Origin of the sequence: Spongiactinospora gelatinilytica (assembly GCF_003236385.1) — a bacterium.
Taxonomy (GTDB): Bacteria; Actinomycetota; Actinomycetes; order Streptosporangiales; family Streptosporangiaceae; genus Spongiactinospora; species Spongiactinospora gelatinilytica.
In genome coordinates, this window is sequence record NZ_POUA01000190.1 from 1 (window position 1) to 14,123 (window position 14,123).

Consider the following 14,123-nt stretch of genomic DNA (forward strand, 5'->3'; position numbering starts at 1 on the left):
GCCTATCGCCCCGGACCGAGCGCCCCGCCCACTCGTAGCCGATCCTGACGAACGACGGCCAGGCGTACCGAACGCCCCCGGCCGGCGGGGAAGCCCTCCAAGGCGTCGAGGATGGCCTTCTCGGCGGCGTCCGCATCGTCGGTGACGCCGCAGGCGCCGCACCCGCGTGCCACGACATCCCAGACGAGCAGTGGATTCAAGGGCGACCTGAGGAGGTCGCCGAGCTGGGTCATGATGACGAGTAGACCCGCGGGAGGCTGGTTCCAGGAAGATGACATCCGATGACAGGGCGGGACGGCATGCCGGGCGCGATAACGATCACGGGGGCAAGGGCGACCGATCATCGGAGGTCGGACGAGTATTGGGCGATCTTCAACGCCTACCCCGCCCCCTTCGCACGCGCCGATGTGGCGATCTACCTCGGCGGAGCCTCCGCAATCGACGCCCTCGCCCTGCTGTGGCTGTCATCCGAGGCACAGGCGTCGCTGATCGTGGCGACCTCGGGTACCCTCGCCGACCAACCCTCCGACGCTCGCCGTGCCGTGGCCTCGGCGCGGAAGCATGATCGTTTGTCCGAACTGGTCGAGTTGCGGCACCCGCGGCATCCGTCCACCAAGAGCTACCACGCCCGGAATCGGTGGATGGTCGATCGAAGCGACCTTGTCATCGGTTTCCCGAAAGGCGCATCGAGTGGGACCTGGTACACGCTCAACTACGCGGCGGAGCAGGGCAAGCCTCGGCTGATTCATCCCATCTAGCTCCGGGCGGCGTGCTGTAGTTCGCCCATGACACCGAGTGAGCGGCGTACGGCGGCGCGTACCCTGCGACTCCTTCGTGAAGGCCGCGGCTGGTCATGGTCCGATCTGGCGCGCGCGATCAAGTCCGCCGCCGGCTAACTCGCCACCACACCGGTCGATCGCCTCACCGTCCCCAGCCTCATACGGACGATCGCTCGATGGGAACGCGAAGAACAGCCGACATCCCCCGGCGAGCGCTACCAACTGCTGCTGGCATACGTCTTCGCCCGCCGTGGCGAAGAAGTACGCGTCGGTCAGGGGTCCGACCTTGATCAGTTCATGGCCCTGATCGCGACATGGGGCGCCCTCGGTGGAGCGTGTGGCCGAGATTCGCGACCTGGCCACGCGTGCGGCGACATCTGGTCGCGGCTTGCTGGCATTCGTCCCACCTGGCCTGGAGCCGCTCGTCTCGGCGGTCAACGGGAAAGGCCACTTGACCGCAGAAGGCATCGACGCTCTGGAGGCGCTCGTGGCGCATGTCAACGGCCGGGTCGGCGGTGCTCCGTTCGCTCGCCTGCATCTCGCCATGGCTCCTGCCGTGGAGATCTCTCGCCGCCTCATGGCCGCACCGAGATCCGAGCATTTACGGCAGCCGCTCGCGCAGGCGGCGGCGGGCGCCTTCATGGTCGCCGCGCGTATCGCTTTCGAGGCACATGACGATGACACCTCGCTGCGCCTTTATCAGGAAGCCGTCCGCGCAGCCGTTGACGCGCCCGCGTGGCAGCGCACGGCCATGAACACCAGCCGGCCCTGGTCGTCCTCTACTCGGGTCGTGATGTCGCAGCCGCCCGAGTTGTCGCCGACCCAGTACGGACTGGGTCGTACTGGCCGACCACGAAGGGCATCTCTTCGATGTCTGTCCCGAGCGAAACGCCTGATTTTCGGTGCTGTTGGGGCGCACGTAAGACGGATGTGGGAATGAGCGCGTTCAAGAGTCCCTAAGCTTGGGGAATGCTCTTGCGACGCCATGCCTTTCCCATGCCCGCGCCCGCCGCCCCCGCGGGCGGGAGCCGATGACGTGGGCAGGCGTGTCGATCGCACTGGTCGGGGCGCTCGGATACGCGCTGGGCGCGGCGATTCAGCAGTTCGAGGCGGTACGTGACGGCGCGACGCTGAAGCTGGTCAAGAGCGTCCGCTGGTGGGTCGGCGGAGTGATCGGCTTCACCGGGGCCTGCCTGCACGCGGTGGCCCTTTCGCTGGCGCCGCTGGTCGCGGTGCAGCCGGTCAGTGTGGCGACGCTGGTCTTCGCGGTCCCGCTGGCCGCCATGATGTACGGCAGGCGGCCGCACCGGGCCGAGATCCTCGGTTCCATCGCGGTCGCGGGCGGGCTGCTCGGCCTGATGCTGCTGGTCCCGCACGAGGCGTCCAGGCCGGTGCTGAGCGACCGGGGCGCGTTCGGGTTCCTGGCCTGCGTGGGCGTGATCGTGCTGGTCTGCCTGGTGGCGGCGCGCCGGGCCGCCGGACCGGCGAAGGCGCTGCTGCACGCGGTCGGGGCGGGCGCGGTGACGGCGAGCGTGTCCACGTTCGTGCGGGTCGTGGGCGGGGGCCTGGAAGGCGACCTCGCCAACCTGCTGACGTGGTACTCGATCGCCATCCCGGTGCTGCTCTGCTGCGCCGTGGTGCTGTTGCAGAAGTCCTACGCGGTGGGCTATTTCGGGGTCGCCTACGCCGGGGTCCAGGTGGTGGACCCGATCACGTCGGTGCTGGCGGGGGCGGTGCTGCTCGGTGAGCCGCTGCCGACCGAGGCGGGCACCGCCGTACCCGCCCTGATCGCCGCCGCCGTGCTGGTGGCGGGCACGGTCACGCTCAGCCGGTTGTCCCCGGACCACCATCATGCGCCTGCGGCGCGCGCTCCGGCTCCGGTGGGGTAGGCGGGCGCCAGCCCAGCACGTCGTCGAGCTGCCGGAGCATGAACGACCGGGTGAACCGGTCGCCCAAGAGCATCGCGGTGTCGCGCAGCGCCACGGCGAGCGGGTTGCGCAGCCGGGTCAGCCGCCCGATCGCCCGGGAGCGGGCCACGATCTTGGTGGTCCTGGGCCGCCGGGCGGCGGTGTAGGCGGCGAGGCCGCCGGGCCGGTCGGCCAGCCCGGCGAGCACGATCGCGTCCTCCATGGCCTGGCAGCCGCCCTGGCCGAGGTTGGGCGTCATGGCGTGCGCCGCGTCGCCGAGCAGCGCCACCTTGCCGTGATGGAAGGCGGGCAGCGGCTCGTCCAGCGAGTAGAGGTCGTGCCGCAGGATCGCGGCGGGCTCGACGTTGCGCAGGATCTGCGGGATCGGGTCGTGCCAGTCGCCGAACAACCGCTTCAGCTCGGCCTTCTCGCCGTCGGCCGAGGCGCCGCCCGCGGGCACGGTGTCGCTGGCGTAGCAGTACACCAGGTCGCCGGCCAGCGGCGTCACGCCGAACGCGAGCCCCGCCCCCCATGACTCGGTGGCCCCGAACTCGATCTCGGGACGCCGGGCGACCAGCCGCCAGGCCGTCACGCCCGCGTAGGCCGGGCCGGGGTGGGCGGGGAAGAGCGTCCGCCTGGTGAGGGAGTGGATGCCGTCGGCGGCGACGACCAGGTCGGCGGACAGCTCGCCCGCGTCGGTGGTGACCGTGCCGGTGCCGGCGTCGACGGCGGTGACGGCCGTACCCAGCCGGAGCGCGCCCTCGGGCAGCAGGTCGACCAGGATGCCGACCAGCGTGGCGCGCAGCAGGACCACGATCGAGGCGCCGTAGCGCTCCCTGGCCATGGCCTCGCTCGTGCGGGTCAGCCATCTGCCGTCGCGCCGGCGGATGCCCGCGTCGCCCTGGATGGACGCCGGCCGCCGTACGGCCGCGCCCGCCTCGATGGAGTCGAGCGCGTAGAGCGCGTTGGCCGAGACCGCGATCCCCGCGCCCACCGGCTCCAGCACGGGGGCCTGTTCCAGCACCGTCACCGACCAGCCCCGCCGGGTCAGTGCGACCGCCGCGGTCAGCCCGCCGATCCCGCCGCCGATCACTATCGCACGCATGACGCCTCCTCAACTACACCTGTAGTGCAGGCTACTACACCTGTAGTATGGGGTCGTGACCGACTCCAGGAACGCGATCGGCCTCAGCAGCCCGCGCGCCACGCGCGTCGCCGACACGGCCATCGCGCTCTTGGTCGAGCGCGGCATGCGCGGCCTCACCCACCGGGCGGTGGACGAGGCCGCGGGCCTCCCGCCCGGATCGACCTCCAACCTGGCCCGCACCCGCGCCGCCCTGCTGGAGCTGACCCTGGCACGCCTCACCGAGCTCGAGGCCGCCGTCTACGCTAGGCGGCTGAGCGAGCCGCCCACCGACCCGCGCGGGCTCGCCGACATGGTGGCGCGCATCGTGTACGCGCAGCTCAGCGACGGCCACGAGCGCACCCTGGCCCGCTACGAACTCGCCCTGGAGGCCACCCGCAGGCCGGAGCTACGGGTCATCTACGACCGGATCGGCGGGCGGCTGCGGGAGACCGCGGCCGGTCTGCTCGCCGCCGTCGGCGCGGCCGATCCGGTACGCCAGGGCGCCCGGCTCGTGGCGTTCACGGACGGCCTGCTCTTCGACGCCGTGGCCGGGGCCGGCGGGAAGTACACGGTGGAGGACCTGCGCGCGGCGCTGTACGAACTGCTGTCAGGGATGCTCGGCGGGCACTTGGCCGAGGACGAGGCCGGCGCGCGCCGGCCTGGGCAGGCCGCGGGTGGCCGGAGGGGGCCCTGACCCTGGCGCGGCCGGTCGATTACCATCACCCCTAGGATTCCGGGACTTCCACAGGGGAATCCAACCTTTTGGCGAGGGTCTTCAATGTGGCAGATCACTCGTCCATGCCCAAATGCAGGTGGTTTCAACGATTCACTGAGTCGGGAAGCGGCGAGGGACATGCCAGGCGGATCGATCTACGTGCCACAGGACGACAAGTTCACCGGCGCGTCACCGCAGCAGATGTACGAGAAGTTCTGGGTCGAGGGGATCGGCGAGCGCAGGAAGATGCGCGGGGTCAAGGCCGCGATCGGCCTGGCCGCCGGGATGGCGCTCGCCGCCCGCTTCTCGATCCCCCAGCCCGTCCTGTTCGGCATCGCGGTAGCGGCGATCGTCGCGGTGGCCGACGCGGTGGTGGCGTGGTACGCGCACGAGCGCACCGCCGTGTGGCGCGGCAAGCGCAGGGGCGAGGTGCTCACCGGGCGCATCCTGCGCCGCCGCCTCACCAAGGAGGGCTACAAGGTGCTGAACGGCCGCGCCGTGCGCGGCGAGGCGTCCATCGACCACCTGCTGATCGGGCCCGGCGGCGTGTGGATCGTGGACAACGAGGCCTTCGGCCCCGAGACCGAGCTTGCCCAGTACGGCGGGCGGCTGTTCTTCGGCGAGAAGTACGGCACCAAGATGGCCGACGGGCTGAACCAGGCGGCCGAGCGGCTGGCCACCGTGCTCACCGAGAAGTCCGGCATCCCGGTCACCATCGAGGCGCTGCTGGCCGTCTACGGCGGCGGCATGCCGCGCGGCGGCATCGTGTCGGCCGAGCGGCTGACGCTGCTGCGGCCCCGGCGCATCCCGCGGTTCATCCGTTCGCGGGCGACCGGCGCGCTGTCCGACGAGCAGGTGGAGACCCTGGCCCGGACGGCTGCCAGGGAGCTGCACAAGATCACATGATTCGGCCGGGGCCCACGGTGGCCCCGGTGTTCATGCGACGCCTGGTGGCCTGCCGGACAGTGCCAGCGCCGCCTGCCGTGCCCGCCGGGCCGGCGCCGCCCTGCCGGGCGTCACCACCACGACCGGGCACGCCGCCCGCGGCAGGCAGGCGGCCAGCACCGCCCCCATCGGGGCGGGGGAGTCCGGGTCGTAGGGCCGGCTGCCGAGGACGAGCAGGTCGGCCGCCTCGGCGTGCCGCAGCAGCACCTGTACGGCGGGCCCCTGGTCGATGACCGGGGCCGGTGGCGTCAGCGGCCTGGGGGTCAGTTCGGCGACCGCCCGGACGACCTCCCGCCGCACGGCGGCGAGTTCGTCGTCGCGACATCGCCAGGTGCCCATCGGCGCGTAAGACGCCCGGGACTCCCCGGACCACTGCCATGCGTGTACGGGGGAGACCACGGCCTCGCGCAGCGCCGCCTCGCCTAGCGCCCAGAGCAGGGCCGCGACCGAGGCCGACGAACGGCTGAAGCCCACGACGATGCGCGGCTGGGATGTCTTCTGGCTCACTGTTCGAGCATTAGCGGACGCGGGTGAGGAGTGGTCAAAGCGCTGGGAAACCTGGTGCTAAATCCCTAAATGATCAGATCTGGGGACAGAACCACCTGTTCAGTGGTGAAGGTAGATCTTCTGACTGAATCATGGTGATTTGTTTGCTTTGCCCCAGGATGGATACTAGAGTCCAGTTTTGTTATCAACCTAGTGGTGCTCTTCAGAGTTGAGGAGCACGAACAGACGCCGAGTCCCGCAGCGGCCGACAGGCCCTCCGGGAGCCGGGGACCCATCAGCGGGGCCGCCACGCGGCCCTTGGGGTGAATCCGCCCGCGCGGCGGTAGGGCATCTCCACGTCCGAACCCGACAGCTAACCCGGTAGGCGAGATGGAGAGGAGAAGACGTGGGTCACCCCCACCCCGACACGCCTTCTATGAGGTTGGCTTTCCCGAGGTCCACGAGACCGCTTTCGGTTCAGACGCCCGTACGCACGGGTGTTCCCCCACTGGGGGCCACCGCCTGAGCCGGACCAGGCCGAGCATCGCATCGATGACCTGGCGTCTCGCATTGATGACCCGGCCGGCAAGAGTTCGCTGACGATCGACGCCACCTATGCCGTGGCGGACTTTGCCGAACGCGCGTCCCCGCGTGGCGATCTGCCCGCGCGACCCTTTCCCCTTACCTCTTCCTGGACGTGCGTGGCCGCGACGTTGCCGAGTGAGGCACGCGGCCTCCCCCTTGTCGTCTCACGAAAGAGCCCCATTTCTTGATGAACGTTTCCTTTGGCCTGCGCCCGAACCGCCTTCTGGCCTCCACTCTCCTAGGATTCGTACTCACCGCCGGCGCCGCCATCGGCGCGGGCGCCCCCGCCGCCCACGCGGAGGACTCCCCCGAAAAGGTCCTGCTGCAGGGCTCCACCAAAGCGTCCTACTTCTGGGACGACGCCTCCGGCCGCGCCGGGGACACCGGGCTGCCCGCCATCGGCAAGCCCATGACGAAGGGCATGTTCGCCAGCCCGAGCTGGCCGCTCGGCACCGAGGGGTACGTCACCTTCGGCGGTAAGAAGGCCGAGTTCTTCATTGGCGACCGCGGGCCCGGCGTTCCGTCCAACAACGGGATCATGCTCGACATCGACGCCAAGACCTTCGCCGACCTCACCGGCGGCACGTTCAACCCGAACACGCTGATGGTCGTCGGCAACGGCGGGCGCGGGCACATCAACGTCGAGTACACGATCACCAAGTGGGGCAAGGGCCCTGGAAAGAAGAACTACCCGGTCGCCTTCTCCACGGGCGCGTGGAGCAAGCACGACCGCAACCCGGCCGATCCGCCGGAGCAGGAGGAGACCCGCGAGCTGAAGGTGGTCCCGCCCAAGCCCGCCCGCAAGCCCGAGGGCCCGGCCGTCACCGGCTCGCCCCTCTCGGTGGCCGGCACCGCGCCGTACCACCGGCTCCCGGCCGCGGACGCCGCCCAGGCGAACCGGGACGCGGCCGTCCGGCAGGCGGCGGCCAAGTCCGGCCAGACCGTGGCCGCCGCGGACACCGTCGCCCCGGCCCCGGCCAACCTCGCCCTCCTGGCCGGTCTCGGCGCCGCCGGTGCCGGTCTCCTCGTCGGTCGCAACCGCGTCCGCCGGCTGCTCTCCGACGACTCCGCCTGATCCCTTGGTGGAGCCAAAGGTCCCCCTGGTGGCCGCTGCCCCCGTGCGGCCGCTGCGGTGGTCGCCGAATTCACCCGCGGTGACCGTGCGGTCACGTCGCCTCTCCCTTGCGACAGCGTGACCGGGTAAAGGCGGGCGTCCTCGTACCCCCTCTGAGGACGCCCGCCCTTGCCATGCTCGCGAACCGAATGCGATTCTGCTCCGCATGAGCCAGCGCGCCTCAGCCAACGGCATCGAGATCGCCTACGAGAGCTTCGGGTCTCCGCGCGGCCGTCCGGTGCTGCTTATCATGGGGCTGGCCACCCAGATGATCTTCTGGGACGACGACTTCTGCGCGATGCTCGCCGCACGCGGCCACCACGTCGTGCGGTTCGACAACCGCGATGTAGGACTTTCCACACATCTGACCGGAGCCGGGGCCCCCGAACTCGGCGACGTGCTGGCGGGCAGGGCCGCCGCGCCGTACCTGATCGAGGACATGGCCGCCGACGCCGCCGGGCTGATGGACGCGCTGGGCCGGCGGAGCTGTCATGTGGTCGGCGCGTCGATGGGCGGCATGATCGCCCAGGCGCTGGCCATCGGGTATCCCTCCCGGGTGCGCAGCCTCACCTCGATCATGTCCACCCCCGCGGCCGGTGTCGGCCCGCCCACGGACGCCGCCATCAGCGCCCTGCTGGCCCCGCCCGCGACCGACCGGGACGACGCCGTGGCGCGCGCCCTTGAGGTGTGGAGCGTGATCGGCTCTCCCGGCTACCCCCTGGACCGGGAGCGCATCCGCCGCCTGGCCGGGATCGCCTACGACCGTTCCGGCGATCCGGCGGGCTCGACCCGGCAGTTCGCGGCGATCCTCGCCTCGCCGGACCGCAGGCCGGGCCTGGCCCGGCTGGCGTTGCCCGCGCTGGTCGTACACGGCCGCGACGACCAGCTCATCCAGTTGCCCGGCGGCCTCGCCACCGCCGAGGCGATCCCGGGCGCACGGCTACGCGTCTTCCCCGGGATGGGCCACGACCTGCCGTACCCGCTGTGGGACACGATCATCTCGGCGATCACCCGGCTGACCGAGGCGGCGGAGACCGAACGCGCGGCCTGACCCCGTCCGCCCGCCGCGCTCACGGGGTCTCCTGGATGACCGCCTTCTCGTCGGGCTTGAACACCAGCACGTTGTGCACGTAGGAACTCACCGCCGCGGGCAGGCCGACGTCGTGCCCGGCCGCCTCCGAGCGGAACCACCGGTGGTCCAGCACCTCGTGGAACAACTGGGCGGGCTCCAGCTTGCCACGCAGCTCGCGCGGGATCGCCTCGATCGTGGGCTGGAACACCTCGGCCAGCCAGCGGTGCGCGACGATCGCCTCCTCCTCGTGCCGCAGGCCGTTCTGCACCCGGAAGGCGTCGAGGTCGTTGAGCAGCCGCCTGGCCTGGTTCTCCTCGACGTCCAGGCCGGTCAGCCGGATCAGCCGGCGCTGGTGGTGCCCGGCGTCCACGACCTTGGGCCGCACGATCAGCCGGCCGGTGCCGGACTTGCGGCGCACCATCATCTCGGCCACGTCGAAGCCGAGCGAGTTGAGCCGGCGGATGCGGTGCTCCACCCGGTGCCAGTCGACCTCCTCGATGATCTCGTCCTGGGTCAGTTCGTCCCACAGGCGCGTGTAGCGGTCACAGATCTGCCCGGCGGTCTCCTCGGGGTCGATCGACGCGTGCAGCAGCCCGCCCGCCTCAAGGTCCAGCAGCTCGCCGTAGATGTTCGTGTGCGCGATGTCGATGTCGTGTGCGCGTTGCCCGTTGCTGAGCATCGGGTGCAGCTCGCCGGTCTCGGCGTCGACCAGGTAGGCGGCGAAGGCCCCGGCGTCCCTACGGAACAGCGTGTTCGACAACGAGCAGTCGCCCCAGTAGAAGCCCGTGAGGTGCAGCCGTACCAGCAGTACGGCCAGCGCGTCCAACAGCCGGATCAGGGTCTCCGGGCGCAGCGTGCCCGACATGACCGCCCGGTAGGGCAGGGAGAACTGAAGGTGCTTGGTGACCAGCGCGGAGTCCAACGGCTCGCCGTCGTGGCCGGTGCGGCCGGTGACCACGGCGACGGGCACCACCGAGGGCGTGTCCAGCCGGGCGAGGTCCCACAGCAGGCGGTACTCCGCCTTGGCGTAGCGCTCGCTGATCTCCTTGACCGCGTACACGTTGCCGGACAGCCGGACGAACCGTACGACGTGCCGGGAGATGCCGCGCGGCAGCGCGACCAGGTGTTGCTCGGGCCACTGCGCGAGGGGGAGGTCCCACGGCAGGCGGATGAGGTCGGGGTCGCTCGGCGCGCCCGTCATCTGCAGGGGCAACCCATCGCTCCTTGGGGGAGATGTCCGCTTCTTCCTCGGAGGAGGGTAGTCCCCCGTATGTCACGATCACCCGGCGGCATGGTGGCGATGCCGCGAAGGACAAGCAACACTCACCTCCGGTTGTCATGGTTGGCACCTTGCCGGGTGTTCTTATCGCTGGTCACCGGTTATGGCTACGTTCGGTTAACAGGAATCGCTCTTCGTAATCGAACGGGAAGGAGCGTCCCCGATGCCCGGGTACGAGCCCTGCGCCACGATGCCGGTACACCACCGGATGCTGGCGAGCAGGCCCGGCTACGCCGTCGCGCTGGCCGCCATCGAGAACGACACGCTCGCCAGGAAGACCGGCCGCGCGCCCGCGCGGCGGGAGGTGGTGACGATTCCGGTCGTCGTCCACGTCGTTCACCGTACGGCAGAGCAGAACATCGGCCAGGAGCAGATCGACAGCCAGATCGAGATCCTCAACCAGGACTTCCGCAAGGCCAACGCGGACGTCGCCAAGGTCCCCGCCGTGTGGCAGGACCTCGTGGCCGACCCGCTGATCGAGTTCAAGCCCGCCGACAAGGACCCGCAGGGCAAGCCGACCACGGGGGTCGTCCGCAAGAAGACCACCCGCGACTCCTTCGGCGCGGACGACATCATCAAGTCCGCCGCCCAGGGCGGCGCGGACCCCTGGCCGGCCGACCGCTACCTCAACGTGTGGGTGTGCGAGCTGGCCGGGTTCCTCGGTTACGCGCAGTTCCCCGGCGGGCCGCCGGAGACCGACGGGGTGGTGATCCTGCACAGCGCGTTCGGGTCCACCGGCACCGCGGCGGCGCCGTACGACCTGGGCCGGACCGCCACCCACGAGATCGGCCACTGGCTCAACCTGCGCCACATCTGGGGCGACGACGAGACCGGCTGCTCGGGCACCGACTTCGTGGACGACACCCCCAACCAGGGCGGGCACAACCGCGGCCTGCCCACCTTCCCCACGGTGAGCTGCGACAACGGCCCCAACGGCGACATGTTCATGAACTACATGGACTACACCGAGGACGCCGGGTGTCACATGTTCACCAAGGGTCAGGCCGCGCGGATGGACGCCTGCCTGGCAGGCCCGCGGGCGTCCTTCCTGCCCGCCGCCGTACGCGAGAAGCTGCGGATCGACGGCCGGGCGAAAGGTACGAAGAAGGTGTGACGGGGCGGTTCACAGTACGCGATCGGCGCGCGGCAGGGACCTGCATAGGAGCCGAAGACGGCCAGCGGGCGCAGCGCCACCAGGTACACCAGCGACGGAACGCCGAGCCGGATCAGGCGGTCCGCAGGAAGCCCCTGCCGCCCTTGCGGTCGTGGGCGCCGGGGGTGGACATTCCGGCGATCAGGAAGAAGAACCCCATGAAGAACGCCTGGTTCACGGCCACGAAGACGTCCAGCGCCAGGCCGGAGGCGTCCCGCGCCCGCTCGAAGTGATACCAGGCGGGGATGGTGCCGTAGGTGACCGCGACGTGGTGCAGCACCACCAGGACGGTCAGCGCGGTGCGCAGGTTGTCGATGTAGTGGAGCCGGGTCCTGGGAAGCCGGAGCACGGTCATGCGGAGGGCTCCTCACGGGTGGCCCGCACGAAGACATCGGCCAGTTCGGCGGCGTGCGCGTCGAGGTCGTGGCCGGGGTGGGTGGCCCAGTAGGCGAACATGTCGTTCACCGCGGCGTTGTGCGTGACGGCCATCACCCGGCAGTCGAAGGCGCGGAACTCGCCGGTGCGCTGTCCCATCTCGTATATCCCCTCCAGCAGTCGCAGGATCTCCTCGCTGGCCTCGATGCCGGAACGGAGGGAGCCGTCGGGAGCGCGCATGTTGGCGGCGATCTCGTGCAGCGCCATGATCGCCGCGGGCCGCTCCCGCATGTGCTCGGCCACGGCGAGGATCTGCCCGCGCAGCACCTCGGTGGCCGACTCCCGGTCCTTGACGGACTCCACCACGAACTCCACCACCTCCGCCAGGATGCGCCGCACCACTTCTTCCATCAGCTCGCTCTTGGAGGTGAAGTGGTAGGAGATGACCCCCTTGCTGATCCCCGCGTCCTCGGCGATCAGCGCCAGCGACGCGCCCGCGTATCTGGTCTCGGCGATGACCTTGGTCGCCGAGGCGACGATCTGGGCCCGCCGGGCCTGCTCGATGAACGACTGCTTGTCGCCTCCGGCCGTCCTGGCGCTCATCTGACCCCCCGTACTAAATTTTGGCCGCTCGGTCAGAATCTAGCACGCACGGCTAGACACTGCGCAGGAAATCGGGATGGCGGCGGGGAGGTCACGGGTCGGTTGAGACGCTAGGGGCGGTCTTGACGCTGGGACGGGGGGATACGTACCTTCCATAAAACGGTTAGGAAACTTTCCTATTCCTCACCCCCCCAACACGGGAGCACGGATGTCCTCTTCCGCTGACTTCAGCCGTCGCCAGGTGCTGCGCCGTATCGGACTCACCGCGTTCGTCGCCGGCCCCGGCGCCGGACTGCTCGCCGGCTGCGCCACCGCCGGCAGCGGCTCCGGCGCCTCGTCGGCGCCCTCCCCGGTGGCCTCAGGGGGAGCCAGTACGGCGGCCAACCCCTTCTCGGTGAAGGCCGACGCGCCCCTGGAAGTGGTGATCTTCAGCGGTGGCTACACCGACGCCTACGCGACCAAGATCCACGAGCCGCTGTACAAGAAGACGTACGCGCAGGCCGCCATCAAGCACACCGCCACCCAGCGGATCGGCACCCAGCTCCGGCCCAGGTTCGTCAGCGGCGACGCCCCCGACGTGGTCAACAACTCCGGGTCCGACCCGCTGGACCTGGTCGCCCTCCAGGCGGAAGGCCACCTGGCCGACCTGACCGCGCTGTTCGACGCCCCGTCGGTCGACGACCCGTCCAAGAAGGTCAAGGACACCATCACTCCCGCCGTGCTGACCAACGCGCTGGTGGCGGGCAAGCCGCACGTGCTCAACTACACCGTGTCGCACCGGGGGCTCTGGTACAACGCCGAGCTGTTCGCCGAGAAGGGCTGGAAGCCGCCCACCACCTGGGACGCCTTCCTGGCACTGTGCGAGCAGATCAAGGGCGCGGGGATCACCCCGTTCGCCTATCCGGGCCAGGTCGGGCCGTTCTACCAGACCTGGAACATCCTCTACACCGCCGCCAAGATCGGCGGCAACCAGGTGATCATCGACATCGACAACCTGGTCGACGGGGCCTGGACCAAGGACGCCGTGATCAAGGCCGTGACCGTCTGGGCCGACCTGCAAAAGCAGTTCGGCGACAAGGCGTACTTCGGCCTGGACCACACCCAGACCCAGCTCAAGCAGCTCCAGAACAAGGTCGCCCTCTACCCCACCGGCTCCTGGGTGGAGAACGAGATGGCCAAGGAGATCCCGGACGACTTCGAGTACGCCGTCATGGCGCTGCCCGACATCACCGGCGGCGACGTCATGCCGACCGGGGCGTTCTTCGTCGGCGTGGGCGAGAACTTCTTCGTCTCGGCCAAGGGCAAGAACCCGCTGGGCGGCATGGAGTACCTGCGGGTGATGCTCTCCCGGGAGGGGGCGCGCGGCTTCACCCAGGAGACCAAGAACCTCACCGTGGTCAACGGCGCCGCCGACGGCGTGGACCTCCCGCCCGGCCTGAAGAGCGCCGCGGCCGTGCAGAGCGCGGCGGGCCAGAACGTCATCACCGACGCCCGCTACGAGGGCTGGTACAAGAAGCTCTACGACTACTCCCAGGCGCAGACCAACTCGGTGATGGCCGGGCGGATCACCCCGCAGCAGTTCGCCGAGAACATGCAGAAAGAGGCCGACAAGACCAAGAAGGACAAGAGGATCACCAAGCAGACGCGGACCAGCTAGGAATGTCGCGGCTACGTGCCCACCTGTTCGTCGCCGGGTTCCTCATCGCGCCGGTGGCCCTGTACGTCGTCTTCGTGATCAGCCCGTACATCCAGGCGTTCCAGATCGCCCTGACGGACTGGCGCGGGGTGGCGGCGAGCCCGAACTACGTGGGCTTCGAGAACTTCCTGACGATGTTCGGCGACGAGGTCTTCTGGGCCGCGCTGCGGCACCACGGGGTCCTGCTGGTCGCCCTGCCGGTGCTCACCATCGGCATCTCCCTCGTCTTCGCGTTCCTGCTCAATCTGGGCGGCGGACAGCGCGGGGGGAACATGACGGGGGTCTGGG

Annotated in this window: 15 protein-coding genes, 1 pseudogene and 1 riboswitch; of the genes and pseudogenes, 10 read left to right on the plus strand and 6 right to left on the minus strand. The window is 70.0% G+C overall.

Annotated elements, in window-relative coordinates; genetic code table 11:
• Window positions 1-2 precede the first annotated feature (2 nt).
• Entirely contained in the window at window positions 3-233 is a 231-nt protein-coding gene (locus C1I98_RS22545; RefSeq protein WP_111169426.1) for a hypothetical protein, read from the minus strand.
• 48 nt (window positions 234-281) lie between these two features.
• Between C1I98_RS22545 and C1I98_RS22550 the strand changes: the two genes are divergently transcribed.
• From C1I98_RS22550 to C1I98_RS22555, 3 genes are all read left to right on the plus strand, one after another.
• Window positions 282-758: a DNA-processing protein DprA gene (locus tag C1I98_RS22550; protein ID WP_199537131.1), complete on the plus strand. Its 477-nt coding sequence runs from the start codon at window positions 282-284 to the stop codon at window positions 756-758.
• A 358-nt stretch (window positions 759-1,116) separates the two neighbouring features.
• A complete protein-coding gene (locus C1I98_RS40630) occupies window positions 1,117-1,719 on the plus strand; it encodes a hypothetical protein (protein ID WP_146607569.1) in 603 nt (200 codons plus the stop codon).
• Between the two features lie 106 nt (window positions 1,720-1,825).
• A complete protein-coding gene (locus C1I98_RS22555; RefSeq protein WP_233508080.1) occupies window positions 1,826-2,668 on the plus strand; it encodes a DMT family transporter in 843 nt (280 codons plus the stop codon).
• Here C1I98_RS22555 and C1I98_RS22560 read toward each other — a convergent pair.
• Window positions 2,604-3,791, minus strand: a complete 1,188-nt coding sequence (locus C1I98_RS22560) for an FAD-dependent monooxygenase (RefSeq protein WP_111169428.1) — start codon at window positions 3,789-3,791, stop codon at window positions 2,604-2,606. The genes C1I98_RS22555 and C1I98_RS22560 overlap by 65 nt on opposite strands.
• Before the next feature lie 55 nt (window positions 3,792-3,846).
• On the opposite strand from C1I98_RS22560, the gene C1I98_RS22565 reads away from it, so the two are divergent.
• On the plus strand, window positions 3,847-4,506 hold the full coding sequence (locus C1I98_RS22565; RefSeq protein WP_233508081.1) for a TetR/AcrR family transcriptional regulator: 660 nt from the start codon (window positions 3,847-3,849) through the stop codon (window positions 4,504-4,506).
• Between the two features lie 159 nt (window positions 4,507-4,665).
• Window positions 4,666-5,433 carry a nuclease-related domain-containing protein gene (locus C1I98_RS22570; protein WP_111169429.1) on the plus strand — a complete coding sequence of 256 codons (768 nt, stop codon included), beginning with the start codon at window positions 4,666-4,668 and terminating at the stop codon, window positions 5,431-5,433.
• A gap of 30 nt (window positions 5,434-5,463) precedes the next feature.
• Here the strand turns inward: C1I98_RS22570 and C1I98_RS22575 are convergent, their stop codons facing one another.
• Window positions 5,464-5,979: a universal stress protein gene (locus C1I98_RS22575; protein ID WP_111169430.1), complete on the minus strand. Its 516-nt coding sequence runs from the start codon at window positions 5,977-5,979 to the stop codon at window positions 5,464-5,466.
• 216 nt (window positions 5,980-6,195) lie between these two features.
• Window positions 6,196-6,361, plus strand: a riboswitch (cyclic di-AMP (ydaO/yuaA leader).
• Window positions 6,362-6,730: 369 nt separating this feature from the next.
• On the opposite strand from C1I98_RS22575, the gene C1I98_RS44180 reads away from it, so the two are divergent.
• Entirely contained in the window at window positions 6,731-7,618 is an 888-nt protein-coding gene (locus C1I98_RS44180) for a hypothetical protein (protein ID WP_233508082.1), read from the plus strand.
• 205 nt (window positions 7,619-7,823) lie between these two features.
• The gene (locus C1I98_RS22585; RefSeq protein WP_111169431.1) at window positions 7,824-8,708 is read left to right on the plus strand and encodes an alpha/beta fold hydrolase; all 885 of its coding nucleotides are present in this window, start codon (window positions 7,824-7,826) and stop codon (window positions 8,706-8,708) included.
• A gap of 19 nt (window positions 8,709-8,727) precedes the next feature.
• Here C1I98_RS22585 and C1I98_RS22590 read toward each other — a convergent pair whose 3' ends face one another.
• Complete coding sequence (locus tag C1I98_RS22590; protein WP_199537132.1) at window positions 8,728-9,942, minus strand: DUF4032 domain-containing protein; 1,215 nt, start codon at window positions 9,940-9,942, stop codon at window positions 8,728-8,730.
• Window positions 9,943-10,171: 229 nt separating this feature from the next.
• Between C1I98_RS22590 and C1I98_RS22595 the strand changes: the two genes are divergently transcribed.
• Window positions 10,172-11,122, plus strand: a complete 951-nt coding sequence (locus C1I98_RS22595) for a zinc metalloprotease (protein ID WP_199537133.1) — start codon at window positions 10,172-10,174, stop codon at window positions 11,120-11,122.
• A 112-nt stretch (window positions 11,123-11,234) separates the two neighbouring features.
• Here C1I98_RS22595 and C1I98_RS22600 read toward each other — a convergent pair whose 3' ends face one another.
• Together C1I98_RS22600 and C1I98_RS22605 are read right to left on the minus strand one after the other, a co-directional pair.
• Complete coding sequence (locus C1I98_RS22600; protein ID WP_199537134.1) at window positions 11,235-11,516, minus strand: hypothetical protein; 282 nt, start codon at window positions 11,514-11,516, stop codon at window positions 11,235-11,237.
• Window positions 11,513-12,139: a TetR/AcrR family transcriptional regulator gene (locus C1I98_RS22605; RefSeq protein ID WP_111169432.1), complete on the minus strand. Its 627-nt coding sequence runs from the start codon at window positions 12,137-12,139 to the stop codon at window positions 11,513-11,515. The genes C1I98_RS22600 and C1I98_RS22605 overlap by 4 nt, the downstream gene beginning before the upstream one ends.
• Before the next feature lie 208 nt (window positions 12,140-12,347).
• Between C1I98_RS22605 and ngcE the strand changes: the two genes are divergently transcribed.
• The gene (ngcE, locus tag C1I98_RS22610) at window positions 12,348-13,796 is read left to right on the plus strand and encodes an N-acetylglucosamine/diacetylchitobiose ABC transporter substrate-binding protein (protein ID WP_111169433.1); all 1,449 of its coding nucleotides are present in this window, start codon (window positions 12,348-12,350) and stop codon (window positions 13,794-13,796) included.
• Between the two features lie 2 nt (window positions 13,797-13,798).
• Window positions 13,799-14,123 (plus strand): annotated as a pseudogene (locus C1I98_RS22615) (sugar ABC transporter permease); the annotation flags it as partial.

Coding starts and splice junctions, on each gene's coding strand:
- C1I98_RS22545 (WP_111169426.1), bottom strand. CDS start 233: ATGACCCAGCTCGGCGACCTCCTCAGGTCGCCCTTGAATCCACTGCTC.
- C1I98_RS22550 (WP_199537131.1), top strand. CDS start 282: ATGACAGGGCGGGACGGCATGCCGGGCGCGATAACGATCACGGGGGCA.
- C1I98_RS22560 (WP_111169428.1), bottom strand. CDS start 3,791: ATGCGTGCGATAGTGATCGGCGGCGGGATCGGCGGGCTGACCGCGGCG.
- C1I98_RS22570 (WP_111169429.1), top strand. CDS start 4,666: ATGCCAGGCGGATCGATCTACGTGCCACAGGACGACAAGTTCACCGGC.
- C1I98_RS44180 (WP_233508082.1), top strand. CDS start 6,731: ATGAACGTTTCCTTTGGCCTGCGCCCGAACCGCCTTCTGGCCTCCACT.
- C1I98_RS22585 (WP_111169431.1), top strand. CDS start 7,824: ATGAGCCAGCGCGCCTCAGCCAACGGCATCGAGATCGCCTACGAGAGC.
- C1I98_RS22595 (WP_199537133.1), top strand. CDS start 10,172: ATGCCCGGGTACGAGCCCTGCGCCACGATGCCGGTACACCACCGGATG.
- C1I98_RS22600 (WP_199537134.1), bottom strand. CDS start 11,516: ATGACCGTGCTCCGGCTTCCCAGGACCCGGCTCCACTACATCGACAAC.
- C1I98_RS22605 (WP_111169432.1), bottom strand. CDS start 12,139: ATGAGCGCCAGGACGGCCGGAGGCGACAAGCAGTCGTTCATCGAGCAG.
- ngcE (WP_111169433.1), top strand. CDS start 12,348: ATGTCCTCTTCCGCTGACTTCAGCCGTCGCCAGGTGCTGCGCCGTATC.